Source organism: Streptomyces sp. NPDC002835 (assembly GCF_053591995.1).
Genome location: NZ_JBSFUW010000011.1, coordinates 42,122 through 65,663, shown reverse-complemented (window position 1 = coordinate 65,663; position 23,542 = coordinate 42,122). Strand labels below are relative to the sequence as shown.

Sequence of the window (23,542 nt, the reverse complement as noted above, 5' to 3'; positions counted from 1 at the left end):
CCGCCCCGGGCGTGGAGGCCGCCGGACAGGCCCTGGACCGGTCCGGGCGACGCTGCCGCGCCCAGGACGCCTCCGGAACGAGGAGCTCATGCCCACACCCCGTACGAACCCGGGCGGCCGGACGCCGCTCCCGCCCCCACCGCCGGCCGGGCCGGCGGTCCGCGGACGGCGCGCCCACGCCGGCCGGCCGGCCGTCGAACACACCGGACAGCACACCGGACAGGAACCGCCCGCCGCGCCGGCCCCGTCGCACGACTCCCGGCGGTGGCTGCCGAGGCGTCCGCGGACCGTACGGGCGAAGGTCATCTCGCTGCTCATGGTTCCCGTCGTCTCGCTGCTGGCCCTGTGGGGGTTCGCCACCGTCACCACGGCCCAGGACATGGCCAGGCTGCGGCAGACCCAGCGCATCGAGGAGGAGGTGACGGCCCCCGCCGCCACGGCCGTGACCGCCCTCCAGACGGAACGGCGGGCCGCCCTGCGGCACCTGGCCGACCCGTCCGACGAGCGCGAGTCCGTCCTCCGGCTCGCGGCCCGCCGCGCCGACGACGCGGTCGGCAGGCTCCGCCTCGGCGACGAGCACACCGTCGCCGACGGCGGCGACATGCCCGGCACCGTCGCGCAGCGGCTCGGCCGGTTCGTCGCGCGGGCCGCGGCGGTGCGGGACGCGCGCACCGCCGTCCTCGACGGCGAGGCCCACTGGGACACGGCGTACGGGATTTACACCGACGCCGTCACCGCCGGGCTGGACGTGACCGGCGCCGTCGCGGGCGTACAGGACTACGGGCCGGGGTCGGACGCCCGCGTGCTGCTGGAGTTCGCCAGGGCGGGCGAGATGCTGGCACGCGAGGACGTCCTGGTGACCTCCGCACAGAGCGCCGGGACCTTCGACGCGACGCGGCTGCGGACGTTCACCGGCGCCGTCGCCACCCGTACCGCACTCGCCGAGGGAGCCGCCGCGGACCTGCGCGGCCCGGAGCGAGCGGCCTGGCGCGAACTCACCGCACGGTCCGAGTACCGGCGACTGCGCGCCGCCGAGGACCGGTTGGTCGCCGCCCCGCCCGGCCGCAAGGCGGCCACGGCAGTCCCCGCCGACGCCTGGGACCAGGCGTACACGGCCGTCGCCGACGGGATGCGTGCCATCGCCGACCGGGCGCGCCGCGGCGCCGCCGACCGCTCCGACCCGCTCGGCGGAGGAGTCCTCACCGGCGCGGGCGGCGCCGTCCTCCTCGGCCTCGTCGCCGTCGTGGCCTCGCTCGTCATCTCCGTACGCATCGGGCGGGGCCTCGTCGTCGAGCTCGTCACCCTGCGCAACAGCGCACTGGAGATAGCCCGGCGCAAACTGCCCCATGCCATGCGCCGGCTGCGCACCGGCCGGCAGATCGACATCCACGCGGAGGCCCCGCCCGGCTTCCCGGCGGAGGACGAGATCGGACAGGTCTCGGAGGCGCTGGCCACCGTGCACCGGGCGGCCCTCGGCGCCGCCGTCGAGCGCGCCGAACTCGCCGACGGCATCTCGGGCGTCTTCGTCAACCTCGCCCGCCGCAGCCAGACCCTCGTCCACCGCCAGCTCACCCTGCTCGACGCCATGGAACGCCGCGCCGACGACCCCGGCGAACTGGGCGACCTCTTCCGGCTCGACCACCTCACCACCCGGATGCGCCGCCACGCGGAGAGCCTGATCATCCTCTCCGGCGCCGCCCCGGGCCGGGCCTGGAGCAGGCCCGTGCCGCTGACCGCCGTCGTCCGGGCCGCGGTCTCGGAGATCGAGGACTACGCACGCGTCGAGGTGCCGCAGCTGCCGGAGACCGCCGTCACCGGCGCCGCCGTCGCCGACATCACCCACCTGCTCGCCGAACTGATCGAGAACGCCGCCCAGTTCTCGCCCCCGCACACCAAGGTGCGGGTCAACGGCGAGCCCGTCGGGAACGGCTACGTCCTGGAGATCGAGGACCGGGGACTCGGCATGGGCAGGGACGTCCTGGCGGAGGCCAACCGCCGGCTGGAGGAGTCGGAGGCCCTCGATCTCTTCGACAGCGACCGGCTCGGCCTGTTCGTCGTCAGCCGGCTCGCCGCCCGCCACAGCATCAAGGTCCACCTGCGCGCCTCGCCGTACGGGGGCAGCACCGCGGTGATCCTGCTGCCGACCGCGCTGCTGCAGAGTGCGCTGCCCGTCGCCGCCGACGACGCTCAGGACGTCCCGGACACGCGCGCCGTCCTCCACGCCGAGGGAGCCCACGCCCCGGACACCTGGCCGCACGACGTGCCCGGGCCCCGCGACCTGCCCCGTCCCTACGACGTGTCCCGGAGCCCGGAGCCACGGCACCCCGCCCCCACGCCCACCGTCCCGTCACTGCCCCACTCCGTCAGCGGGGCCCGCTCTGCCATCGGCTCCCCGCCGACCGCGCCCCCCACCCTGCGGGCGCTGCGGCTGCGGGAGTCGGCGGCAGAGGCCGGCGACGGCGAACTCCCCCGGCGGGTGCGGCAGTCCCACCTCGTCCCGCAGCTGCGCGAAGCGCCTCGCCGGGAGGAGCCCCGCAGTGCCGCGCCCGCGGACGACGGCCCCGCGGAGCGCACCCCCGAACTGGTCCGCGACCGGATGACCGCGTACCGCAACGGCTGGACCAGAGGCGGCGGCAGCGTGCCGGGTCCGGCGGCCCCAGGCATCGAAGGAGACCACGCATGACCGAGTACGACACGGCCGCGGCGCACCGTTACCACCACCGGTTCGGCGACCTGGACTGGCTGCTGGACGACCTCGTACAGCGCGCCGGGGAGGTGCGGCACGCGATCGTGCTGTCCAACGACGGCCTGCCGGTGGGAGCGTCCCACGCGCTGAGCCGTGCGGACGCCGAGCACCTGGCCGCCGTCGCCTCCGGCTTCCACAGCCTGGCCAAGGGCGCAGGGCGGCACTTCCACGCCGGAGGGGTGCGCCAGACGATGGTCGAGATGGACGACGGCTTCCTGTTCGTGGCCGCCGCCGGTGACGGGTCCTGCCTCGCCGTGCTCACCTCCGTCACGGCCGACATCGGCCTGGTCGCCTACGAGATGGCCCGCCTCGTCAAACGTGTCGGCGAACACCTGCGCACCCCACCGCGCGTCGACGCGACATGAGCGGCACGGACACCGGGCCCGGCGGAACCGGGCCCACGGGAAGCCAGTGGTACGACGCGGAGGCCGGCCCGCTGGTCCGCCCGTACGCGATGACCGGCGGGCGCACGATACCGGGACCGAGCAACGTGCGGTTCGACCTCATCGCCCTGGTCGTCGTCGAGCCCGACGGCCCCCGGCCCGGCGAGGAGTCCCTGCTCGGCCCCGAGCACCGGGTACTGCTGAAGCTGTGCCTCTGCGAGACGCAGTCCGTGGCGGAGCTCGCCGCCGACGCCGATCTGCCCGTCGGCGTCGTACGGGTGCTCCTCGGCGACCTGCTCGAAGCCGGGTTCGTGAAGGTCAGCCGGCCCGTGCCGCCGGCGCAGCTGCCGGACGAGCGCATCCTCCGGGAGGTGATCGAGGGACTGAGAGCGCTGTGACGCCACGTCGACCGGGGCCCGTGCCCTCCCCGCCACCTTCACTTCCCGCCACCCCTCACCCCTCGACCCTCACCCCTCGACACGAGAGAAGCGACCGATGGACTCCCAGACCCTCGACCACGGCACCGGTGAGGACACCACCGCCCTTGCGCTGAAGATCCTGGTCGCCGGCGGCTTCGGCGTCGGCAAGACCACCCTGGTCGGCGCGGTCAGCGAGATCCGGCCGCTGCGGACGGAGGAACGGCTCAGCAGCGCCGGCCGCACCGTGGACGACACGGACGGGGTCGACCGCAAGACCACGACGACCGTGGCCATGGACTTCGGCCGCATCACCATCCGTTCCGGACTGTCCCTGTACCTGTTCGGGACACCGGGCCAGGACCGCTTCTGGTTCCTGTGGGACGAGCTGGCGCAGGGCGCCCTCGGCGCGGTGGTCCTCGCCGACACCCGGCGGCTGTACGACTGCTTCCCGGCCGTCGACTACTTCGAGCACCGCCGGATCCCGTTCGTCGTCGCCGTGAACGTCTTCCCCGGCGCCCGGACGTTCACCGCCGACCACGTCGCCCGCGCGCTCGACCTCGACGGCGGAACACCCGTCGTCCTGTGCGACGCCAGGGAACGCGACTCCGGCAAGGAGGTCCTCGTACGCCTCGTCGAGTACGCCGGGCGGGTCCACACCACCCGCATGCTCGACGCCTGCGGGCGGCCGCAGCAATGAGAGCGCCGACCGGGGCACCTTGCCGTGCGCCGCCGCGTGCGAAAGGCTGGCGAGGCGAACGCGAGGCCACGGGGAACGGAACAGCGGGGAGGACGATCGACCATGGCGTTGGACAAGGGACTCGACTGGCTGCTGGACGACCTGACGGAACGGGTCGACCACATCAGGCACGCACTCGTGCTGTCCAACGACGGCCTGGTGACCGGCGCGAGTTCGGGCCTCGCGCGGGAGGACGCCGAACACCTCGCCGCCGTCTCCTCCGGTCTGCACTCCCTCGCGAGGGGATCGGGCCGCCACTTCCGGGCCGGCCGGGCACGCCAGACGATGATCGAGTTCGACGACGCGCTGCTCTTCGTGACCGCCGCGGGCGAGGGCAGCTGCCTGTGTGTGCTCAGCGACGCCGAGGCCGACATAGGCCAGGTCGCGTACGAGATGACGCTCATGGTCAACCGGGTCGGCGAGCACCTGGCGGTCGACGCGCGACAGCCGGGCGGCAGTCCCTTCTGACGTTTGAACAGCTCTGACACGTTTGAACAGGGCAGGAACGAGTTGTCCACAGGCCGCGGCGGGATGTCCCCGTCCCGGGCTACGGTCGTCACCGAGAGTATTCACCGCTCACGGGGGAGACCGACATGACGGTACGACAGACAGTCACGACCAGCTTCGCGTCCGGCCGGGCCGCCCAGGAACTGGGCCTGCGGCGCGGCGAGTTCGACCTCGCGGTCCAGCTCGGGCAGGTGCCCGCGCTGCCGGACGGGCGGGGCCGGCCACCACGCTTCGACCGGAGGGAGATCGAGCGGCTCCGGGGACGGCAGGGCTTTCCCGACACGCTCCGGGACCGGCTGCGGACCGTCGGCACGGCGGACGGCGCGGCCCTCGCCTCGATCAGTCCGGGCAGGTTCCTCAGGCTCGCCCGCACGGGCCACCTCACCCCGGTCCGTTTCTATGTCAACCGCTACCACGCCGTGGTGTGGCTCTACCTCGCCGAAGAGGTCAGGGACTTCGCCCGCGACCACCCGGCGCTGCTGACGGGAGCGACGCCGCCTCAGGCCCGCGCGGCACTGGAGGCGGGCGAGGACCGGCGCCCGCGGAACTGGCGTGGCCGGCGGCTCGGCCAACTGCTGCGCCTCGCCGCCGACCCGTGGCAGCAGGCCGCCGCGATCGCGGCCCTGCTCGATCCGGTGACGATCGCCGAGGTGGTCCCCGATCCGTACGAACGCTCGTATCTGCGGGTGCTCCGTCCCGAGCTCGCAGCGGCCCGGCCCAAGTCGCCCGCCGGGCAGGAGATCGTGGAGCGGCTGCTGCGGGCCGACGACCCCGACGAGATCCTGTGGCACCGGACGAGCCTCGCCGACGCGCTGCGGCAGGCGCGCGAACACTCCCCGGCCCCACGCCCCGCCCCACGCCCCGCCCCCGGCCACCGGCCGGAGCCTGCGCCGGCGGCTGAGGGCTCCGGCCGGTGGCACCCACCCGGCCGCTCACTCGCCCATCCACCGGGCCGCCCACCCCGCCACGCACCCGGCCGCCAGGCCGGGCCGGGCCCCTCGCGGAGGAGGGTCCGGAGCCTGCTCGGGCGGCTGCTGAGCAGACGGCCGGCGCGGGCATGAAGCTGCGCTGTGGGCCCGCTTAAGAAAACCTCGATGGACGTGACGCTCCGAGCTGGGCAAATTGGAGCCCGTCCACTGACCGGGGCCGTATTTTCGATATCCGGTCACCGCGACCGTCCGTCACCCCATGCCTGGAGCCGCATCGATGAAGGCACTTGTCAAGCAGCATGCCGAGCCCGGCCTGTGGCTCATGGACGTCCCCGAGCCGGAGACCGGCTCCGGTGACGTGCTCATCAGGGTGCTGCGCACCGGCATCTGCGGCACCGACCTGCACATCAGGTCGTGGGACGGCTGGGCCCAGCAGGCCGTCTCCACGCCGAGGGTTCTCGGCCACGAGTTCGTGGGCGAGGTCGCTGCGGTCGGCGCGGACGTGAACGACATCGCGGTCGGCGACATCGTCAGCGGCGAGGGCCATCTGGTCTGCGGCAAGTGCCGCAACTGCCTGGCGGGCCGCCGCCACCTGTGCCGGAGCACCATCGGCCTCGGCGTCGGCCGCGACGGCGCGTTCGCCGAGTACGTGGCACTGCCCGCGTCCAACGTGTGGGTGCACCGCACCCAGGTGGACCTCGATGTCGCCGCCATCTTCGACCCGTTCGGCAACGCGGTGCACACCGCGCTGTCCTTCCCCCTCGTCGGCGAGGACGTCCTCATCACCGGCGCCGGCCCCATCGGGATAATGGCCGCCGCCGTCGCCCGGCACGCCGGCGCGCGCAACGTCGTCATCACCGACGTCAGCGAGTCCCGGCTCGAGCTCGCCCGCAAGGTCGGAGCGACCCTCGCGGTCAACGTCTCTGAGACCGACATCGCGGCGGCGCAGCGGCAGCTCGGCCTCAAGGAGGGTTTCGACATCGGTCTGGAGATGTCCGGCCGCCCGGAGGCCGTGCGCGACATGGTCGACAACATGACGCACGGCGGCCGCATCGCGATGCTCGGGCTGCCCGCGCAGGAGTTCGCCGTCGACTGGTCGAAGATCGTCACCTCGATGATCACCATCAAGGGCATCTACGGCCGCGAGATGTTCGAGACCTGGTACGCGATGACGGTCCTGCTCGAAGGCGGCCTCGACCTCAGCCCGGTGATCACCGGAAGCTACGGCTACCAGGACTTCGACGCGGCCTTCGACGAGGCCGCCACCGCCCGCAGCGGCAAGATCATCCTCGACTGGACCGTCTGACCGTGACCGTCTGACCGTCCGCGCCCCCGCGCTCACGCACCCAGGAGAAGCCTCATGTACGCGTCCGTCCGCGACGACCTGCGCGCCACGATCGACGAGATCCGCGACGCCGGTCTCTACAAGCCCGAGCGGGTCATCGGCACCCCGCAGAGCGCCTCCGTCGCCGTCACCGCCGGCGGGGCCCCCGGCGACGTCCTCAACTTCTGCGCCAACAACTACCTCGGCCTCGCCGACCACCCGGAGGTCGTCGCCGCCGCCAAGGACGCGCTCGACCGCTGGGGCTACGGCATGGCGTCCGTCCGCTTCATCTGCGGCACCCAGGAGATCCACAAGGAGCTCGAGCAGCGGCTGGCCGCCTTCCTCGGCCAGGAGGACACGATCCTCTACTCCTCCTGCTTCGACGCGAACGGCGGCGTGTTCGAGACCCTCCTCGGCCCCGAGGACGCGGTCATCTCCGACGCCCTCAACCACGCCTCCATCATCGACGGCATCCGCCTGTCCAAGGCCCGCCGCCACCGCTACGCCAACCGCGACCTCGCCGACCTCGAGCAGCAGCTCAAGGACACGCAGGACGCCCGCCGCCGGCTGATCGTCACCGACGGCGTCTTCTCCATGGACGGCTACGTCGCCCCGCTCGCCGAGATCTGCGACCTCGCCGACCGCTACGACGCCATGGTCATGGTCGACGACTCGCACGCCGTCGGCTTCGTCGGCCCCGGCGGCCGCGGCACCCCCGAACTGCACGGTGTGATGGACCGCGTCGACATCATCACCGGCACCCTCGGCAAGGCCCTCGGCGGCGCCTCCGGCGGTTACGTCGCCGCCCGCGCGGAGATCGTGGAGCTGCTGCGCCAGCGCTCCCGGCCGTACCTGTTCTCCAACTCCCTCGCCCCGGTGATCGCCGCCGCCTCCCTCAAGGTCCTCGACCTGCTGGAGTCCGCCGGCGACCTGCGGGAGAAGCTCACCGCCAACACCAAGCTCTTCCGCACCGAGATGGCCGCGGCCGGCTTCGAGATCCTGCCCGGCGACCACGCCATCGCCCCTGTCATGATCGGCGACGCCGCCGAGGCCGGACGCATGGCCGAACTGCTGCTGGAACGCGGCGTGTACGTGATCGGCTTCTCGTACCCGGTCGTCCCCATGGGCCAGGCGCGGATCCGGGTCCAGCTCTCCGCGGCGCACTCCACCCAGGACGTGAAGCGGGCGGTGGCGGCCTTCGTCGACGCACGCGCGACAATGGCCGGGTGATCGACCCCCGACGGCTGCGTATTCTGCGGGCCGTGGCGGACCACCGTACGGTGACCGCCGCGGCGTCCGCGCTCTATCTGACCCCCTCGGCCGTCTCCCAGCAGCTCAACGCGCTGGAACAGGAGACGGGCCACGCCCTGCTGATCCGCAGCGGCAGGGGCGTGCGGCTGACGGCGGCCGGCGAGATCCTGCTCACCCACACCCACGCCGTGCTGGCGCAGCTCGAGCGGGCAGAGGCAGAGCTCGCCGCGTACGCGGACGGCGCGGCCGGAGAGGTGAGCGTCGCCGCGTTCGCCACCGGCATCGCCGAGGTCGTCGCCCCGGCCATGATCCGGCTGGCGGCGGCGCGCCCCGGCATCCGCGTACGGGTGCGGGACGCGGAGGGCGACGAAAGCCTGCCGCTGGTGCTCGACGGGGAGGCGGACATCGCGGTCGCGGTGGAGTACCGGGGTGCTCCCGGCGCGGACGACCGGCGGCTGGCCCGGGTGCCGCTGTACGCGGAACCGTTCGACGCGGTCCTGCGCGCCGACCACCCGCTCGCCGGGACGGAACATGTGGAGCTGGCCGAGTTCCACGACAGCGACTGGATCGGCCCCTACCCGGGCAACCCCTGTCACGACATGGTGCTGCTGGCCTGCGAGCTGGCGGGATTCCAGCCGCGCCTCGTGCACTCCTCCGACGACTTCCGTGCCGTCGTCGCCCTCGCCGGAGCGGGCGCCGGGGTCGCGCTCGTGCCCCGCTCCGCCCTGCGCGGCATGGAGCTGCGCGACACGGTGGTGCGCCCCGTTGCCGGCCCGGCCGCCACGCGCCGTGTCTTCGCCGCGGTCCGCCGCGGCGCGGAGAGCCACCCTCTGATCCGCCCGGTCCTCGACACCCTGGCCGCCACGGCGCAGGGCCTCACGACCGACTGACCGGACACGCGGCCGGGCCGCCGCCTGCCTGCCTGGCCCGTGCGAACGCCAGAACGTCAAAGGGCCAGAACGCCAGAACGTCAGGACGTCAGGCGGAGTCCGACTCGATCGCCTGCTTCAGATTCTCCAGCGTCCTGCGGATGTTGCGGCGCTGGAACTCGGCGAAGGTGTGGCCCCGGGTCGCCGCCTTGTCGAAGGCGGCGGCGACGAAGTCGGGCCATCCCCGGCGGTCGTCGATCCAGGTCTCCGTCACCCGTGTCCCGCCGCCCGCGGCCGGCTGGAAGCGGTACTCCCAGGTGGCGATCCGGCCCGGCAGCAGGGGCCGCTTCCTGCCGATGGCCCGCACCCGGAACGCGAACCGTTCGCCCGGATCCGCCGCCGTGACCGTGCAGCGCGTGGTCCAACTGAACGGTCCACGGGTGTTGCGGCCGTCGAAGACCATCCCGACGTAGGCCCGTTCACGCCCGTCGTGCACGGTCGCGCCGCGGTTCTCGGGGCTCCAGTGCCCCATCAGCGCGGGGTTGCTGACCTGCGCGTAGATCGTCGAGGGTGCGGCGTCGATCACGACGCTGTGCGAGACGCTGAATATCCGGGCCATCCGTAAGACTCCGATCACCGGTGTTGCCCGACGCTACCGCGCCCTGCCCGGCGGCCTGACCGAGGGGTGCGGGGTGCGGTGCCGACGGCCGCCGGACCAGCCCGGAACAGACCCTGTTCGCCCGTCCGTGTCGTGGCGCTTTGCGGACCTGCCGTGCGGGCAGTTTCAATACGGCCAAACCTCTCATAAGGCGCGTGATCGGAGAATCGCGATGCTTGTCCATGCAGTCGACCAGGGGGTCCTGGTCGTCACCGTCGGGGTCGACATCGACATCAGCAGCCGGGCCTACGCGGTGCAGGACATCGCGCGCCTCGTCCGATCCCATCTGCCGCTGCCGGTGGTCCTCGTACTCGCCGCGCCGGTGGTGAGCGCCGCGACGCTCAGCGCGGTGCTACGGGTCCACCGTATGTGCAGCGGACTGCAGGTGCCGCTGGCGGTGGTCACCGCCAGCGGCGCGGCACGGCGCGTCCTGCGCGCGAGCGCCGAGACCACCCGTTTTCCGCTGGGCGTCTTCGCCGTCGCCGAGAGCGCAGTCGCGGCTTCCTCGCCGGCGCAGGACGCGTCGGCGTGAGGTGACAGAGATGGCCCCGGGTGGCAGCCTGGAAGGCGTGGGGTGGCCACGCCCGGACGGGCTGCCGGTCCCGGCGGGCCGGTCTGCGCGGGCGTGGTGGTCGCAGCTTCTGACGTCACGGGGCCCTGGAGGTACCTGCTATGACGACCAGTGAGAACACGGCCCCGGTCTGCGGGCACCTCGACCAGATCAGGGCCGTCAGTCCCGACAGTCCCGACAGCTGTCCCGAGTGCGTCGCCCTGGGTGACGGCTGGGTCCATCTGCGGGAGTGCCAGACCTGTGGCCATGTCGGCTGCTGCGACTCGTCGGAGCACAGGCACGCCTCCGCCCACCACGCCGCCACCGGCCACCCCGTCATCCGCTCCTACGAGCCGGGCGAGGGCTGGTGGTGGTGCTATGCCGACCAGGTGACCTTCGCCGTCGAAGGAGCCCCGCCGGCCCGCGCCGCCTGATCCCCGCCGTACGGCGAGGCAGGGAGCCCCGGACGGCGCGTGCCCTACGTCGAACTGCGCCTGACCTGAGAGTGGGCCCGCCCGCTCCCGCCGGTCATCGCGTCACCGTCCACTTCTGGTTGGCCGTGCCGCCGCAGGTCCACAGCTGCAGCCGGGTCCCGTTGGCCGAGCTGTTGCCGGTGGCGTCCAGGCACTTGTCGGCCTGCGGGTTGACGATGTCGCGCGCGGCGTTGGCGCCCCAGCGCTGGGCCGCCGTGCCGTTGCACTCCCAGAGCTGGACCAGGGTGCCGTCGGCCGTACCGCCGGACGCGGCGTCGAGGCACTTTCCGAGCGCCCTGATGGTGCCGTCGCCGCCCACGCTCCAGCGCTGCGCGGCCGTGCCGTTGCAGTCGTAGAGCTGTACGGGAGTGCCGTTGGCGGTGTTCGCGCCCGCCACGTCCACGCACTTGCCGCCGATCCCGGTGATCGGGCCGCCCGTCGCCGGGCTGTCGCCGGTGGTGACCCGGACGTGGTCGACGACGAGCTGCTGCGGGAAGACCGTGCTGCCGTCGGGGTCGCCGGGCCAGTATCCGCCGACCGCCAGGTTCAGAATGAGGAAGAACGGCTTGTCGAACACCCACTGGCGGCCGCCGAGGTCGGCGGGCGTCCGGGTCTGGTAGACGTGGCCGTCCACCGACCAGGTCACCTTGTTCGGCGACCAGTCGACGGCGAAGGTGTGGAACGCGTCGGCGAAGGCCTGGCCGCCGGGCAGCGTGTAGCCGGCGCCGATGCCGCCGGAGCCCGAGTAGCCGGGCCCGTGCAGGGTGCCGTGGACGGTGGACGGCTCGAAGCCGACGTTCTCCATGACGTCGATCTCGCCGGAGGCGGGCCAGCCGACCTGTCCGATGTCGTTGCCGAGCATCCAGAACGCGGGCCACATGCCCTGCCCACGCGGCACCTTCATCCTGGCCTCTACGTGGCCGTAGGTCGTGGTGAACCTGCCCGCGGTGTTCAGCCGCGCCGAGGTGTACTCGCAACGCCCGTACCAGCACTGGTAGTTGCCCGGGTTCTCACGGCGGGCGGTGATGGCCAGGTGGCCCTGGCCGTCCAGCGCGGCGTTGCGGTTGCCGGCCGTGTAGTACTGCCGCTCGTGGTTGTTGACGTTGTCGCCGGTCTCGATCTGCCACTTGCCGCTGTCGACGGCGGCGCCGGCCGGTCCGTCGAAGTCGTCGGAGAACGTGACGGCGGCCGCCTCCGCGGCGGGTCGCACGGTGTCGGAGGCGGTCTGCTGCGCGGGGGCGCCGTCGGCCACTCCGGTGCCGAGGACGGCGAGGGCCAGGACGGACATGGCGGCCGCGAGGAGGCGGCGGGGGAAGCGGGGGGAGTCCATGACTCTCCCTTCCGAAAGGTGTGGGGAGGGAGGGGCTCTGTCAGGGATATGACAGCTTAGTTCACCACGTGATTTAAGAAGTGGACTAACCCACTGTCAAGAGGTTGGTACGGACCTGCCTGAGGTGCGGGCCGGGCGCGGGCTCGGCTTCCGGCTGCCCGGGTACGCGGGTCGCCGCCCTGCAGGAACAGCACTCCCGTAAAAACAGCGCGTTTGCAATCAAGCGCGTACGCAACTATTGTCGACGCGCGTAAGGTGTACTCGCAATTCTCTGGAAGGTCTCTCCATGCCCCTCGCACTGCTGGCTCTGGCGGTCGGTGCCTTCGGCATCGGCACCACCGAGTTCGTGATCATGGGGTTGCTCCCCGAGGTCGCGGCCGATTTCGGGGTGTCGATCCCCACCTCCGGTCTGCTGGTGACCGGCTACGCCCTCGGTGTGGTGGTCGGCGCCCCGCTGATGACCGCGCTGGGCACCAAGGTGTCCCGCAAGCGGATGCTGATGCTGCTGATGGGCCTGTTCGTGGCCGGCAACGTCGTGTCCGCGCTCGCGCCCACCTTCGGCATGATGCTCACCGGCCGGATCGTGGCCTCACTGGCTCACGGCGCGTTCTTCGGCATCGGCTCGGTGGTCGCCGCGGAGCTCGTCGCCCCCGACAAGCGGGCCGGGGCGATCGCGATGATGTTCACCGGCCTGACGGTCGCCAACGTCGTCGGTGTTCCCGGCGGCACCCTGATCGGCCAGTCCGTCGGCTGGCGCACCACCTTCATGCTCGTCGCCCTGCTCGGTGTGATCGGCCTGGCGGGCATCGCCCGCCTCGTGCCCGACCTGCCCCGGCCCCGGGGCGTACGGCTGCGCGACGAGGTGGCGGCCTTCAAGAACGCCCAGGTGCTGCTGGCGATGGCGATGACCGTCCTCGGCTTCGGCGGCGTGTTCGCCGCGATCACCTACATCGCCCCGATGATGACCGAGGTCGCCGGCTTCGCCGACACCTCCGTCACCTGGCTGCTCGTCCTCTTCGGCCTCGGCATGGTCGGCGGCAACCTGCTCGGCGGCAGGTACGCCGACAAGCACCTGATGCCCCTGCTCTACACCACCCTCGCCGGACTCGCCATGGTCCTGGGCCTGTTCACGCTGACCGCGCACCACAAGGCGCCGGCCGCCATCTCCATCGTGCTGATCGGCGCGCTCGGCTTCGCGACCGTGCCCCCGCTGCAGAAGCGCGTCCTGGACCAGGCCCACGGCGCCCCGACGCTGGCCTCCGCCGTCAACATCGGCGCCTTCAACCTCGGCAACGCGCTGGCCGCCTGGCTCGGCGGTCTCGTGATCGCGGCCGGGATGGGACTGACCGCCCCCAACTGGGTCGGGGCCCTCCTCGCCGCGGCCGCCCTGGCGCTCGCCGTGCTGTCCGCCGCCCTCGAACGCCGCGAGGCCCGGTCGTCCGGCAGCCGCGTCGTCGCCGGTTCCGCGTCCGCCGCGACCACGGCGGACGGTCCCGCCCCGGCCCCCGCGGCCCACCACTGACCGGCCCGCGGCCGCCCGACCCACCCGCACGGGCCACCACCGTCGCAGCAGTGTTCGCCGCTGCGACGGCGGTGGCTCGCGCGCTTCCGCCCCGCCCCGCCTCAGACCACGGCGCCCGACCGGTCCCGGTCCCGCGCCCGTTCCTTCGCAGGCGTCGCCCGCCCCGACCCCCGTCCCTCCGGATGCCGGGACTGGAGCAGCAGCGCGACGGGCATCGCCGTGAACACCGTAGAGGCCATGCCCACCACCACCCCCGCGATCAGGGCGACGGAGAAGTCGGCCAGCGAGTCACCGCCCAGGACGGCCAGCGCGACCAGCACGAACAGCGCCCCCATACCGGTGTTGACCGTACGGGGCAGGGTCTGCGCGACCGCCCGGTCGGCCAGGTCCGGCAGCGGGATCGAGCCGCCGACCCTGCGCAGCTCGCGCAGCCGGTCGAGGACCACGACCGTGTCGTTGACCGAGTAGCCGACGACGGTCAGCAGCGCGGCGAGGAAGACGCTGTCCACGGGTTTGCCGAGCCAGGCGAACAGGCCCACGACCAGGATCACGTCCTGCGCCATCGCGACGACCGCGGCCGTGGCGAATGTCCACCGGAACCGCACCGACAGATACAGCAGTTGCGCGGCGACGGCGACTCCGAGCGCGATCAGGGCGTACTTGCGCAGCTCGCTGCCGAGGCTCGGGCCGATGAGGTCGTCCCGCTCGACGGTGACCTTCCCCGCGACGCCGTCGAGCGCGGCACGGATCCGCTCCTGCTGTTCGTCGCCGCTCTCCTTGGTGCGTACGGAGATCCCGTCGCCGTCGGTGGACTGCACGACGGCGTCGGGGAACCCGGCGGAGACGACGGCCCGACGGGCGGTGTCCGCGTCGACGGACCGCTCGGCCGCGTACTGCACGACCCGTCCGCCGGTGAACTCCACCCCGAACTCCAGCCCGCGCACCCCGATCCCGGCGATTGCGAGCAGCAGCAGCCCCGAGCAGACCCCCAGCCAGCGCCGCCGGTGGCGCATCAGCCGCGGCGTCCGCGCCGCGAGCCGCGTCCGCAGCCGGCCCGTCGTCGCCATGCCGGTCACGGCCGGCCGGCGCCGGACGGACGGCATCCGCACCGCCCACTCGGCGAGCAGGCGGGTGATCACCATGGCCGACAGCATCGACGCCAGCACACCGATGGCCAGGGTCACGCCGAAGCCCTTCACCGGCCCGGTGGCGAACACGAACAGCAGTCCCGCCGCCAGCAGCGTGGTGATGTTCGAGTCGGCCACCGCGCTCCACGCCTTGGCGAAACCGGTGCGCAGCGGACGCCGCAGATCACGTGGACGGGAACCGCCCCGGCCCGTCGGCCGGGTGTACTCCTCTCGAGCCCGTTCGAAGACGAGCACATTGGCGTCCACGGCGATGCCGATCGCCAGCACGAACCCGGCCAGCCCCGGCAGGGTGAGCGTCGCGCCGAGCGCGACGACGGCGGCGTACGAGATCAGTCCGTACAGCGCGAGCGCCACCGTGGCCAGCAGACCCAGCAACCGGTAGACCACCATGATGAACACGCCCGTGCAGGCCAGTCCGATGATCGCGGCCAGCGCGCTCGCCCGGATGGCCTCCGCGCCCAGCGTCGGGCCCACCGTGCTCTGCTCGATGGTGGTCACCGGCACGGGCAGCGCGCCGCCCTTCACCAGGGTGGCCAGCTCGCGGGCCTCCTCGGCCGAGAAGCCGCCGGTGATCTGCGCGGAACCACCCGTGATGCCGGCGCCGCAGGCAACGCTGCTCAACATGCCCGGCGCCGACACCACCTGGTCGTCGAGGACGATCGCGACCCTGCGCGCCGCGTCCCCGGGCGCCGCGCAGGCGGCCGCGCCGGTGATCTTCGCCCACTGCTTGGCGGCGTCACTCCGGAAGGAGAGGTCGACGGTCCAGCCGCGTCCGTTCTGGGTGTCGAGCACCGCCTTCGCGTCCTCGACCCCGTCGCCGGTGAGGGCGGGCGGGCCGATCCGCAGGAACTGTCCGGGCGCGTCGGGGTCGGGCAGCACCCGGGCGCCGTCCTTCGCGGGGCCGCTCGCCGGCCCCCCGGAGGCTTCGGTGACCGGGTGGAAGGTGAGTTGCGCGGTCCGGCCGATGGCGTCGGCCGCCTTGCGCGGGTCCTGAAGGCCCGGCAGTTCGACGATGATGCGCCGCTCACCGGAGCGGGCGAGCGAGGGCTCGGTGACGCCGAGTCCGTCGATGCGCCGGCGCAGCACCTCCATCGCTCGGTCGGTGGCGGCCGAATCGGCCTGCACGGTGGGGGAGTCGCGGGTCTCGAGGACGATACGGGTTCCGCCCCGCAGGTCGAGGCCGAGCCGCGCGGGGGTGGTCAGGGCTACGTACAGGGACACGGCGACGACGGCGAGCGCGAACAGCGCCCGCCAGAACGTGGCACGAGATGACATGGGGTCTCCACGGGCAGCACGCAGGCGCGCCGGGCGCCTGCGGTCGAGGACGCGAGGGAAGAGGCGTCGCGCGCGTGGGGCCGCGGACATGCCGCGGCACCGGCCGGCGGACGCCTGGGAACGTCAGCTGTGCCGGGGGGAGGGAGGTCCGCGGGTGTGCCGCGGGTCGTACGGACCGGAGGGCGGCGCCCGCTCCTGGCGGGGACCGGCCGTCTCACCGCCGCGCGGCGGCTCGGCGTACCGGACGGTGCCCCCGCCGGGCAGGGCCGGCGGGGCGCCGGGCGGCCGCACGCTGTTCTCGACGGCGGCCGGCTGCCGGACGGTCTCCGCGGGCCGTGACTGCGGCCCGCCGTCCGTGAGGCGCTGTGTCGCCGCGACGGGGAGCGGGACGGCCGCGGGCGTCACCGCGACCGGCGCGGCGGAGAGGTGGGCCGGCGCCGGGCCCGCACCGGTGAGGACGAGGAACACGGACCAGAAACCGAGCAGAGCCACCGGAAGAGCGGTCGCGAGGAAGGTCGCGAGGGTCGTCGCCAGGGAGGTCGCGAGGACGAGCCGTACCCGTCCGCCCATGTCGCCCCCTCACCGATCGCCGGTCACCGGGCCGGGCCCGGACGTGTGCCGCGCCCAGCGTAGGCCAGTTGAACGGGCTTGTGGCCGACGGCGGGTGGTTCGCCGGCGTGAACCGGTGGGCAAGAGGCAGGGACGCGCTCGGGCCCGGTGTTCCGCTCGTCCAGGACGTGACATTCCTGGTAGAGAGCTCCGCCGCACCACGTGCCCCGTGGCTTACGATCGCGGCGGGCGGTCGCGGGCTGCGGCCTCCCGTCTCCCCACCCATGGAGGTCACCGTGTTCGGGACGGCCAGCGGCCACCGCAACCCCCGCAGCAGCTTCCGCGTCCGCGCCACCGCCGGCGCGATGGCTGCCGGGATGTTCCTCGCCGTCGGATGCGGCTCCTCCGACGACGGGCCGGGGACGGCGGCGGGCGGTGTTCCCGTGGTGGAGAAGGGCAAGCTGACCACCTGCACCCACCTCCCCTACCCGCCCTTCCAGTTCGAGCGGGACGGAAAGGTCGTCGGCTTCGACGTCGCGCTGATCGACCTCGTCGCGGAGGACCTCGGAGTGGAGCAGGAGATCCTCGACACCCCCTTCGAGAACTTCAAGACCGGCGCCTCCCTCAACTCCGGCGAGTGCGATCTGGCCGCCGCCGGTATGACCATCACCGACGAGCGCAAGAAGAACGTGGACTTCTCCGTCCCCTACTTCGACGCCACCCAGGCGCTGCTGGCCACGAAGGAGAGCGGCGTGACGTCGCTCGCCGACGTCAAGTCCAAGAACAAGAAGCTGGGCGCGCAGGCCGAGACCACCGGCGAGAGCTACGCCACGGGGCAGGGCTTCGACCCGGTCGCCTTCGAGAGCTCGGACGCCGTGCTGAACGGGCTGCGCACCGGCCAGGTCGACGCGATCGTCATCGACTACCCGGTCGTCCAGGGCTGGCTCAAGGACAAGGCCAACGCCGACCGGTTCGTCCTCGGACAGAACATCGAGACCGGTGAGCAGTACGGCTTCTCCGTGAAGAAGGGCAACGACAAGCTGCGGGCCGCCATCGACAAGGCGATCAAGGACGCCCGCGCCGACGGTACGTACGACAAGCTCTACCAGCAGTGGATCGGTCCGCTGCCCCAGGGCCAGTCGTGACCTCACGCCTCACCCGCCGCCAGCGGCGGCGGGTGTCGCAGGCCGTCCAGTACGCGATCTTCGTCGCGGTCCTGATCACGATCGGCCTGCTGGCCGACTGGGACCGGCTGCAGAACCAGTTCGCGCAGAAGGACCTCGCCTCCGAGCTGTTCCCGCACATCATCACCATCGCGCTGCGCAACACCGTGGTCTACACGGTGTCGGGCTTCGTCTTCGGCCTGGTCCTGGGCCTGGTCATCGCGTTGATGAGACTGTCGTCGGTCGCCCCCTACCGGTGGGTGGCGAGCGTCTACATCGAGATCTTCCGCGGCCTGCCGGCGCTGCTGATCTTCATCTTCGTCGGGGTGGCCGTGCCGCTGGCCTTCCCCGGCACGGAGATCCCCGGCGGTACGTACGGCAAGGTCGCCCTCGGCCTCGGGCTGGTCGCCGCCGCCTACATGGCGGAGACGATCCGCGCCGGCATCCAGGCGGTACCCAAGGGGCAGATGGAGGCGGCCCGTTCGCTGGGCTTCTCGCACGCCAGGGCCATGGTGTCCGTCGTCATCCCGCAGGCGTTCCGCATCATCATCCCGCCGCTCACCAACGAACTGGTCCTGCTCTTCAAGGACTCGTCTCTCGTGCTGTTCCTCGGAGTCACCCTCCAGGAGCGGGAGCTGACGAAGTTCGGCAGGGACCTGGCGAGTCAGACCGCCAACTCCACGCCGATCCTCGTGGCCGGACTCTGCTACCTCCTGGTGACCGTGCCCCTCAGCTTCGTGGTGCGCCGCCTCGAGGCCCGCGCCGACAAGGCCAGGTGACGGCCGGTATGCGGTTCGGGCAGCCCCGGTCGTCGGCGAAGGCGGGCAACGGCAGCAGCGGTGACAGCGGCAACGGCGGCAACGGCGGGCGCAGCGCCGTGAAGGGCATGAGCGGTACGAGCACGCGCGGCACGAGTGGCAGGAGCAGCGGGAGCATGGACAGCACCGACCGCCCGGAGATCGAGATCCGGGGCCTGCACAAGTCGTTCGGCGACAACCAGGTCCTGCGCGGCATCGACCTCGACATCGGCCGGGGCGAGGTGGTGTGCGTGATCGGCCCCTCCGGTTCGGGCAAGTCGACGCTGCTGCGGTGCGTGAACCTGCTGGAGGAGCCGACGGCGGGCCAGGTGTTCGTCGGCGGCACCGAGGTCACCGACCTCGATGTCGACATCGACGCCGTGCGCCGCCGGATCGGCATGGTCTTCCAGCAGTTCAACCTCTTTCCCCATGTCAGCGTCACCGAGAACCTCACCCTGCCGCAGCGCCGGGTGCTGGGCCGGGGCAAGGAGCAGGCCGCCGAGGTGGCCAGGCGGAACCTGGAGCGCGTCGGTCTGTCCGACAAGGCCGACGCCTATCCGTCGCAGCTCTCCGGCGGCCAGCAGCAGCGGGTGGCGATCGCCCGGGCGCTGAGCATGGGCCCGGAGGTGATGCTCTTCGACGAGCCGACCTCCGCGCTCGACCCGGAGCTGGTGGGCGACGTCCTGGCGGTCATGCGGCAACTGGCGGCCGAGGGCATGACGATGATGGTCGTCACCCACGAGATGAGCTTCGCCAGGGAGGTCGCCGACCGGGTGGTGTTCATGGACGGCGGAGTGATCGTCGAGGAGGGGCCGGCCGCGCAGGTCGTCGGTGACCCCCAGCAGCCGCGCACCCGGGACTTCCTGATGCGCATCCTCGACCCGGCCGCCGCCGAGCCGCCGCACGACACGGAGTCCGAGGGCCCGGCCAAGGAGCTGTGACGGTCCGAAGACGGCGGGGAGGGGCGCCCCGGCCGGGTGGGGGAGTCCCGGCCGGGGCTGTCCGGATCAGCGGCCCGGGCACTCCTTCCAGGCCATGTGGTAGATGGTGCTGATGTCACCGTCGGTCGAGTCCATGGTCATGAAGCTCGTCTTCGCCGGGTCCGACGTGCCCTTGTCGACCCGCAGTTCGGTGTTGATGTTGAAGTTCCGCTGCACACCGCAGGGCGCCCAGACCAGCTGCGCCCAGTCCGTCTGGTCCGTGGCCTGCCAGTTGTCGTCGTACGGACCCTCGAACTTGTGGGACCGGAACGCGGTGCTCGGCGAGCCCTGGAAGTAGTACGAGGCCTTCTCCGTGCTGCTCGCGCCGGGCTGCAGCGAGGCGAAGCCTCTGTAGTCGGCGCTCGCGATCGCGTAGGTGAAGCCCTGGGGCACATGCACGATCAGATTGAGCTGGCAGTTCTTGCGGAACGCCGTGGCGGGGGAGTCGCCCCCGGCCTGGGCGAGGTAGTCGCTGTAGGTCACGGTGAAGGCGGTGTTGTCCTGTGAGACGGCGACGGCGGCCGTCCCCGCGGGACATCCGGAGCCGTTGACCGTCGCGACCTCGATCACGATCTTGTCAGGCGGCGGGTCGGTGATGGCGGCGGGGCTGTGGGTGGGGAGCGCGGAGGCGAACAGCGCGGCGAGCGCGCCGCTCACCAGCATTCCACCGGTCATGGGTTCTCCGATCCATTGCTGTAGGTGCCGGGCGGCCGGGGCACCTCTGTGCCTGCCGCCGGTTGGGGGGTGCGGCCGCACGCCGGGGCGACGCGGCCGTCTCGGACCAGTTGCTCTGGAGCGAGCTCGTGTTCCGCGGCGCGTATGCCGGAGTCGTTGAACAGTCATGGACATGACACAAACGCGCCCGTGATCCCGGCCTGCGGAGGCCGGGAGTTGGTCGAATGGTAGGTACCTGTGAAGGGGGCGGCTAGAGCGATGTCAGGCCATTCGGGACCGCCCGCCGACGGCCCCGCCCCGAGGCTCAGTCCAGCAGCCGCAGCGACGCGTCCGCGATTCCCAGGGTCACCGACTGCCCCCACGTCAGGCTCAGCGAGTCGCTCTCCATCCCGTCGCCGAAGGCCACCAGCCGGTCCGACTCCACCGTGATCCGCAGCCGTTGGCCCGGCCCCAGCGCGCCCGCCACCCTGGTCGTCCCGGTCGTCGGCGACGGCCAGGCCTCCCTGACGAACCACACGAGCCGCGGATCGGTGGGCCCCGGCAGCGCGAGCCGGCTGCCGCGCTCCTGCCACACCGAGCGCAGCCACCCCGTCGCGCCGGTGCCCGTGCCGACCAGCACCCCGGACGACGCCTGGGCCTCCGCGTCCGGCCCGTCGCCCTCGTTGCCGAGACGGTAGCGGGCGGTCTGGTGGCCGGGCGGGCCCAGATAGATCTCGTTGAGCGCCGGCAGCCGCTGGGTGTCGTCGGCGACGGCCTCCACCATGGTCAGCTCGTCGGTCGTGCGGCCGGGCAGGACGGCGGAGCGCAGCAACCGCCGCGCGTCCTGCGGCCGGTGGCGTACGAGGACTCCCGGATTGCGGCCCGGCTCCGCGTCGATGCCCACGACCGGCTGGCCCGTGAGGTACTTGGCGGTGTTGGCGACCAGACCGTCCTGCCCGACCACGACCACCACGTCCTCGGGGCCGAACAGGAACCGGTCGAGGTCCTGCCGCTCCACCCGGGCCTGCCGCCACTGCAGCGGTACGGCGGCGGCCACGTCCGCCAGCGCCTGCCGTGTCCGGTGGTGCCGCTCGGCCACCTCCCGGATGCCGCGGCCGCGCGAGGCCAGGAAGAAGTCCGCCTGGCCGTGGGTCCCGTGCCGGGCCAGCAGCTCCTCGTACTCGGTGCTGCGGTGCACCAGGACGGCGCGCGGGGCCAGACTCACGGCCGGCCGCCGCCCTGTCCGGTGGAGGAGCCGTGCCCACCCGCGCGGTCCTGCCCGTCCGCCCCGCGGTGTCCGCCGAGCCTGGTCAGCAGGCCGGTCACGACGTCGGGGGAGAGGGTGACGCTGTCGATCCTCGGCAGGTTCTCCGCGAGCCGGGTGGCGGCCAGCGCGTGCAGGGTCGCCGGGTCCACCTCGCCGTGCACCCGCAGCCACGCGGCCTGCGCCCCGGCCCGTGCCTCGCCGACCTCCTTCGCCGCCTCTGCCTCCGCCCGGGCCAGGCGCACCGTGCGCTTCGCCTCGGCGTCCGCGCGTACGGCGTCCGCCGCCGCGCTCTCCTCGGCCTGCCGGCGGGCGTTGGTGCCGTTCTGCTCGACCAACTGTTCCTCGCGGCGGGCCAGTTCGATCTTGCTGTCGAGTTCGTTCTCCGCGATGGCGCGTTCTCGTTCCACGGCGACGGCCCGGCGCTCGTACGTCGCGCGGTCCGCCTCCTGCTGGATCTGCTCGCGCGCCGGGGTGCGCAGGGCGCGTTCCACCTCGGGCTCCGGGCGGATCGCCACGACCCGGACCGCCACCACCTCGATGCCGGTGGCCGGCAGCCGCGGCTCCGCGGCCAGCCCGTCCGTGATCCGGGCGCGGACCGCCGCGACGCCGTCGGCGAGCGCCGCCGCGAGCGGCGTGCGGGCCAGTACGTCGAGGGCGTGCTGCTGCGCGGTCTCGGTGAGCAGCGTGGCGATCTGCTCCAGCGGCGCCGCGCGCCACGCCCCGGTGTCGGGATCGATGGAGAAGTCCAGCCGCGCCGCGGCCGTCGAGGGGTCGCTGATCCGGTACGTCACGGTCGCCTGCACCGAGACGTCCTGGAAGTCGGCGGTGCGGGCGTGGAACGACACGGCGAGCTCACGGTCGTCGACCGGGACCTCGGACAGCGCGGCGGTCAGTGCGCGGAACCAGAAGCTGAGGCCCGTCCCGTCGTGGGCGAGACGCCCGCGCCGGTGGTGGCGTACATGGGCGGTGGGCGCGGCGCGCAGATGGCGCCAGCCGAGACGTGCGGTGATGTCGGCCATGACAGAACCCCCTCTTTTCGTCTCTCTGACGATATAGACTCCGCCCGCTTATCGTCAATACGACGAAAGTGCGGGACGGTCTCCGCCGCCCCGTCAGGCGCTACGCTGGGCCGCGATGTTCACCGACCGGGGCCCCACGCTGCGGGAACTCGCCGTGCAGGCGCTCTCCTCGATCGAGCACGGCTACGACCTGCTCGCCCCCAAGTTCGACCGCACCCCCTTCCGGACGTCGGACGCGCTGCTCGACGCCGTGACCGCCGCCCTGCGGCCGCTCGGCCCCTTCCGTGCCGGCCTCGATATCTGCTGCGGCACCGGGGCGGGCATGAGGGTGCTCCGGCAGGTGTGCCGGGAGCGGGCCGTGGGCGTCGACTTCAGCGCCGGGATGCTCGCGGAGGCGACCGCCACCGCGCCCACGACCGCCGGACCGACCGCTGGACCCTCCCCAGGGCCGACCGCCGGACCAACCGCTGGACCGGCCGCCGGACCGACCGCTGGACCGTCCCCAGGGCCGACCGCCGGGCCGGCCGTCTCCTGGGTCCGGGCGGACGCGCGGGCCCTGCCGTTCGCGCCCGTCTTCGACCTGGCCGTGAGCTTCGGCGCCTTCGGCCACTTCCTGCCCCGCGAACGCCCGTCGCTCTTCGCCCAGGCCCACGCCGCCCTCCGCCCCGGCGGCTGCTTCGCCTTCCCGGTCCCCGCGCCGCCCGGCCCCGGCTCCTCGCTCTACTGGAAGCTGCTCGGCTTCGACGTGGCCATGCGGGTGCGCAACGCCCTGTGGCGGCCGACGTTCGTCATGTACTACCGCACCTTCCCCCTCTCGGACGTGCTCGCGGACCTCGGCGGGGCCGGATTCACCGTGGAACTGCGCCCGTTGACCGACCTGGGCCACCTCGCGGACGGCAGCCCGCGACTCCGCCTCGTGGTGGCCCGGAAACCCGCCGCCCACTGACCCACCGCCGTGCGGGCCCGCCCCCCGGCGCTCCTCCCCGAACTGGC

Annotated in this window: 23 protein-coding genes; 16 read left to right on the top strand and 7 right to left on the bottom strand. The window is 72.8% G+C overall.

Annotated features, from left to right (window positions below):
- The first annotated feature begins 88 nt into the window (after positions 1-88).
- The 9 genes from ACWD01_RS14615 (at position 89) to ACWD01_RS14575 (ending at position 9,185) form a co-directional block, all read left to right on the top strand.
- The gene (locus ACWD01_RS14615; RefSeq protein WP_451161635.1) at positions 89-2,683 is read left to right on the top strand and encodes a nitrate- and nitrite sensing domain-containing protein; all 2,595 of its coding nucleotides are present in this window, start codon (positions 89-91) and stop codon (positions 2,681-2,683) included.
- Positions 2,680-3,111 (top strand): roadblock/LC7 domain-containing protein, encoded by a 432-nt coding sequence (locus ACWD01_RS14610; protein WP_451161633.1) that lies wholly within the window; start codon positions 2,680-2,682, stop codon positions 3,109-3,111. The genes ACWD01_RS14615 and ACWD01_RS14610 overlap by 4 nt, the downstream gene beginning before the upstream one ends.
- Positions 3,108-3,527 carry a DUF742 domain-containing protein gene (locus ACWD01_RS14605; RefSeq protein ID WP_451161631.1) on the top strand — a complete coding sequence of 140 codons (420 nt, stop codon included), beginning with the start codon at positions 3,108-3,110 and terminating at the stop codon, positions 3,525-3,527. The genes ACWD01_RS14610 and ACWD01_RS14605 overlap by 4 nt, the downstream gene beginning before the upstream one ends.
- Positions 3,528-3,624: 97 nt before the next feature.
- Positions 3,625-4,245 carry a GTP-binding protein gene (locus tag ACWD01_RS14600; RefSeq protein ID WP_451161629.1) on the top strand — a complete coding sequence of 207 codons (621 nt, stop codon included), beginning with the start codon at positions 3,625-3,627 and terminating at the stop codon, positions 4,243-4,245.
- A gap of 102 nt (positions 4,246-4,347) precedes the next feature.
- Positions 4,348-4,752, top strand: a complete 405-nt coding sequence (locus tag ACWD01_RS14595; protein WP_451161627.1) for a roadblock/LC7 domain-containing protein — start codon at positions 4,348-4,350, stop codon at positions 4,750-4,752.
- A gap of 125 nt (positions 4,753-4,877) precedes the next feature.
- A complete protein-coding gene (locus ACWD01_RS14590) occupies positions 4,878-5,852 on the top strand; it encodes a DUF6397 family protein (protein WP_451161625.1) in 975 nt (324 codons plus the stop codon).
- 145 nt (positions 5,853-5,997) lie between these two features.
- Entirely contained in the window at positions 5,998-7,026 is a 1,029-nt protein-coding gene (tdh, locus tag ACWD01_RS14585) for an L-threonine 3-dehydrogenase (RefSeq protein WP_451161623.1), read from the top strand.
- Between the two features lie 54 nt (positions 7,027-7,080).
- Positions 7,081-8,274: a glycine C-acetyltransferase gene (locus ACWD01_RS14580; RefSeq protein WP_451161621.1), complete on the top strand. Its 1,194-nt coding sequence runs from the start codon at positions 7,081-7,083 to the stop codon at positions 8,272-8,274.
- Complete coding sequence (locus tag ACWD01_RS14575) at positions 8,271-9,185, top strand: LysR family transcriptional regulator (protein ID WP_451161619.1); 915 nt, start codon at positions 8,271-8,273, stop codon at positions 9,183-9,185. The genes ACWD01_RS14580 and ACWD01_RS14575 overlap by 4 nt, the downstream gene beginning before the upstream one ends.
- Before the next feature lie 88 nt (positions 9,186-9,273).
- On the opposite strand, the gene ACWD01_RS14570 is transcribed toward ACWD01_RS14575, so the two are convergent.
- Positions 9,274-9,783 carry an SRPBCC family protein gene (locus tag ACWD01_RS14570; RefSeq protein WP_451161617.1) on the bottom strand — a complete coding sequence of 170 codons (510 nt, stop codon included), beginning with the start codon at positions 9,781-9,783 and terminating at the stop codon, positions 9,274-9,276.
- A gap of 211 nt (positions 9,784-9,994) precedes the next feature.
- On the opposite strand from ACWD01_RS14570, the gene ACWD01_RS14565 reads away from it, so the two are divergent.
- Together ACWD01_RS14565 and ACWD01_RS14560 are read left to right on the top strand one after the other, a co-directional pair.
- Positions 9,995-10,354: a hypothetical protein gene (locus tag ACWD01_RS14565; protein ID WP_451161615.1), complete on the top strand. Its 360-nt coding sequence runs from the start codon at positions 9,995-9,997 to the stop codon at positions 10,352-10,354.
- A 140-nt stretch (positions 10,355-10,494) separates the two neighbouring features.
- Positions 10,495-10,806 (top strand): UBP-type zinc finger domain-containing protein, encoded by a 312-nt coding sequence (locus tag ACWD01_RS14560; RefSeq protein ID WP_451161613.1) that lies wholly within the window; start codon positions 10,495-10,497, stop codon positions 10,804-10,806.
- Between the two features lie 94 nt (positions 10,807-10,900).
- Here the strand turns inward: ACWD01_RS14560 and ACWD01_RS14555 are convergent, their stop codons facing one another.
- Positions 10,901-12,175 carry a ricin-type beta-trefoil lectin domain protein gene (locus ACWD01_RS14555; protein WP_451161611.1) on the bottom strand — a complete coding sequence of 425 codons (1,275 nt, stop codon included), beginning with the start codon at positions 12,173-12,175 and terminating at the stop codon, positions 10,901-10,903.
- A 286-nt stretch (positions 12,176-12,461) separates the two neighbouring features.
- On the opposite strand from ACWD01_RS14555, the gene ACWD01_RS14550 reads away from it, so the two are divergent.
- Positions 12,462-13,697 carry an MFS transporter gene (locus tag ACWD01_RS14550; protein ID WP_451161609.1) on the top strand — a complete coding sequence of 412 codons (1,236 nt, stop codon included), beginning with the start codon at positions 12,462-12,464 and terminating at the stop codon, positions 13,695-13,697.
- 101 nt (positions 13,698-13,798) lie between these two features.
- Here ACWD01_RS14550 and secD read toward each other — a convergent pair whose 3' ends face one another.
- Both secD and ACWD01_RS14540 read right to left on the bottom strand, forming a co-directional pair.
- Complete coding sequence (gene secD, locus ACWD01_RS14545; RefSeq protein WP_451161607.1) at positions 13,799-16,120, bottom strand: protein translocase subunit SecD; 2,322 nt, start codon at positions 16,118-16,120, stop codon at positions 13,799-13,801.
- Between the two features lie 123 nt (positions 16,121-16,243).
- Positions 16,244-16,690: a hypothetical protein gene (locus ACWD01_RS14540; RefSeq protein ID WP_451161605.1), complete on the bottom strand. Its 447-nt coding sequence runs from the start codon at positions 16,688-16,690 to the stop codon at positions 16,244-16,246.
- A 344-nt stretch (positions 16,691-17,034) separates the two neighbouring features.
- Between ACWD01_RS14540 and ACWD01_RS14535 the strand changes: the two genes are divergently transcribed.
- The 3 genes from ACWD01_RS14535 (at position 17,035) to ACWD01_RS14525 (ending at position 19,570) form a co-directional block, all read left to right on the top strand.
- The gene (locus ACWD01_RS14535) at positions 17,035-17,814 is read left to right on the top strand and encodes an ABC transporter substrate-binding protein (protein WP_451161899.1); all 780 of its coding nucleotides are present in this window, start codon (positions 17,035-17,037) and stop codon (positions 17,812-17,814) included.
- Positions 17,781-18,611 carry an amino acid ABC transporter permease gene (locus ACWD01_RS14530; RefSeq protein WP_451161603.1) on the top strand — a complete coding sequence of 277 codons (831 nt, stop codon included), beginning with the start codon at positions 17,781-17,783 and terminating at the stop codon, positions 18,609-18,611. Before ACWD01_RS14535 ends, ACWD01_RS14530 begins: the two co-directional genes overlap by 34 nt.
- A 155-nt stretch (positions 18,612-18,766) precedes the next feature.
- On the top strand, positions 18,767-19,570 hold the full coding sequence (locus ACWD01_RS14525; protein ID WP_451161897.1) for an amino acid ABC transporter ATP-binding protein: 804 nt from the start codon (positions 18,767-18,769) through the stop codon (positions 19,568-19,570).
- Positions 19,571-19,636: 66 nt separating this feature from the next.
- On the opposite strand, the gene ACWD01_RS14520 is transcribed toward ACWD01_RS14525, so the two are convergent.
- From ACWD01_RS14520 to ACWD01_RS14510, 3 genes are all read right to left on the bottom strand, one after another.
- The gene (locus ACWD01_RS14520) at positions 19,637-20,284 is read right to left on the bottom strand and encodes a DUF4360 domain-containing protein (RefSeq protein ID WP_451161601.1); all 648 of its coding nucleotides are present in this window, start codon (positions 20,282-20,284) and stop codon (positions 19,637-19,639) included.
- Positions 20,285-20,588: 304 nt separating this feature from the next.
- Entirely contained in the window at positions 20,589-21,488 is a 900-nt protein-coding gene (locus tag ACWD01_RS14515) for a hypothetical protein (protein WP_451161599.1), read from the bottom strand.
- Positions 21,485-22,549: an SPFH domain-containing protein gene (locus ACWD01_RS14510; RefSeq protein ID WP_451161597.1), complete on the bottom strand. Its 1,065-nt coding sequence runs from the start codon at positions 22,547-22,549 to the stop codon at positions 21,485-21,487. The genes ACWD01_RS14515 and ACWD01_RS14510 overlap by 4 nt, the downstream gene beginning before the upstream one ends.
- A gap of 115 nt (positions 22,550-22,664) precedes the next feature.
- Here ACWD01_RS14510 and ACWD01_RS14505 point away from each other — a divergent pair, with 115 nt between their 5' ends.
- A complete protein-coding gene (locus ACWD01_RS14505) occupies positions 22,665-23,495 on the top strand; it encodes a class I SAM-dependent methyltransferase (protein WP_451161595.1) in 831 nt (276 codons plus the stop codon).
- Positions 23,496-23,542: the final 47 nt, after the last annotated feature.

Excerpts from the sequence above, each read along its gene's own strand:
- ACWD01_RS14615 (WP_451161635.1), top strand. The coding sequence starts at position 89 with ATGCCCACACCCCGTACGAACCCGGGCGGCCGGACGCCGCTCCCGCCC.
- ACWD01_RS14610 (WP_451161633.1), top strand. The coding sequence starts at position 2,680 with ATGACCGAGTACGACACGGCCGCGGCGCACCGTTACCACCACCGGTTC.
- ACWD01_RS14605 (WP_451161631.1), top strand. The coding sequence starts at position 3,108 with ATGAGCGGCACGGACACCGGGCCCGGCGGAACCGGGCCCACGGGAAGC.
- ACWD01_RS14600 (WP_451161629.1), top strand. The coding sequence starts at position 3,625 with ATGGACTCCCAGACCCTCGACCACGGCACCGGTGAGGACACCACCGCC.
- ACWD01_RS14595 (WP_451161627.1), top strand. The coding sequence starts at position 4,348 with ATGGCGTTGGACAAGGGACTCGACTGGCTGCTGGACGACCTGACGGAA.
- ACWD01_RS14590 (WP_451161625.1), top strand. The coding sequence starts at position 4,878 with ATGACGGTACGACAGACAGTCACGACCAGCTTCGCGTCCGGCCGGGCC.
- tdh (WP_451161623.1), top strand. The coding sequence starts at position 5,998 with ATGAAGGCACTTGTCAAGCAGCATGCCGAGCCCGGCCTGTGGCTCATG.
- ACWD01_RS14580 (WP_451161621.1), top strand. The coding sequence starts at position 7,081 with ATGTACGCGTCCGTCCGCGACGACCTGCGCGCCACGATCGACGAGATC.
- ACWD01_RS14570 (WP_451161617.1), bottom strand. The coding sequence starts at position 9,783 with ATGGCCCGGATATTCAGCGTCTCGCACAGCGTCGTGATCGACGCCGCA.
- ACWD01_RS14565 (WP_451161615.1), top strand. The coding sequence starts at position 9,995 with ATGCTTGTCCATGCAGTCGACCAGGGGGTCCTGGTCGTCACCGTCGGG.
- ACWD01_RS14560 (WP_451161613.1), top strand. The coding sequence starts at position 10,495 with ATGACGACCAGTGAGAACACGGCCCCGGTCTGCGGGCACCTCGACCAG.
- ACWD01_RS14555 (WP_451161611.1), bottom strand. The coding sequence starts at position 12,175 with ATGGACTCCCCCCGCTTCCCCCGCCGCCTCCTCGCGGCCGCCATGTCC.
- ACWD01_RS14550 (WP_451161609.1), top strand. The coding sequence starts at position 12,462 with ATGCCCCTCGCACTGCTGGCTCTGGCGGTCGGTGCCTTCGGCATCGGC.
- secD (WP_451161607.1), bottom strand. The coding sequence starts at position 16,120 with ATGTCATCTCGTGCCACGTTCTGGCGGGCGCTGTTCGCGCTCGCCGTC.
- ACWD01_RS14540 (WP_451161605.1), bottom strand. The coding sequence starts at position 16,690 with ATGGGCGGACGGGTACGGCTCGTCCTCGCGACCTCCCTGGCGACGACC.
- ACWD01_RS14535 (WP_451161899.1), top strand. The coding sequence starts at position 17,035 with ATGGCTGCCGGGATGTTCCTCGCCGTCGGATGCGGCTCCTCCGACGAC.
- ACWD01_RS14525 (WP_451161897.1), top strand. The coding sequence starts at position 18,767 with ATGGACAGCACCGACCGCCCGGAGATCGAGATCCGGGGCCTGCACAAG.
- ACWD01_RS14520 (WP_451161601.1), bottom strand. The coding sequence starts at position 20,284 with ATGACCGGTGGAATGCTGGTGAGCGGCGCGCTCGCCGCGCTGTTCGCC.
- ACWD01_RS14510 (WP_451161597.1), bottom strand. The coding sequence starts at position 22,549 with ATGGCCGACATCACCGCACGTCTCGGCTGGCGCCATCTGCGCGCCGCG.
- ACWD01_RS14505 (WP_451161595.1), top strand. The coding sequence starts at position 22,665 with ATGTTCACCGACCGGGGCCCCACGCTGCGGGAACTCGCCGTGCAGGCG.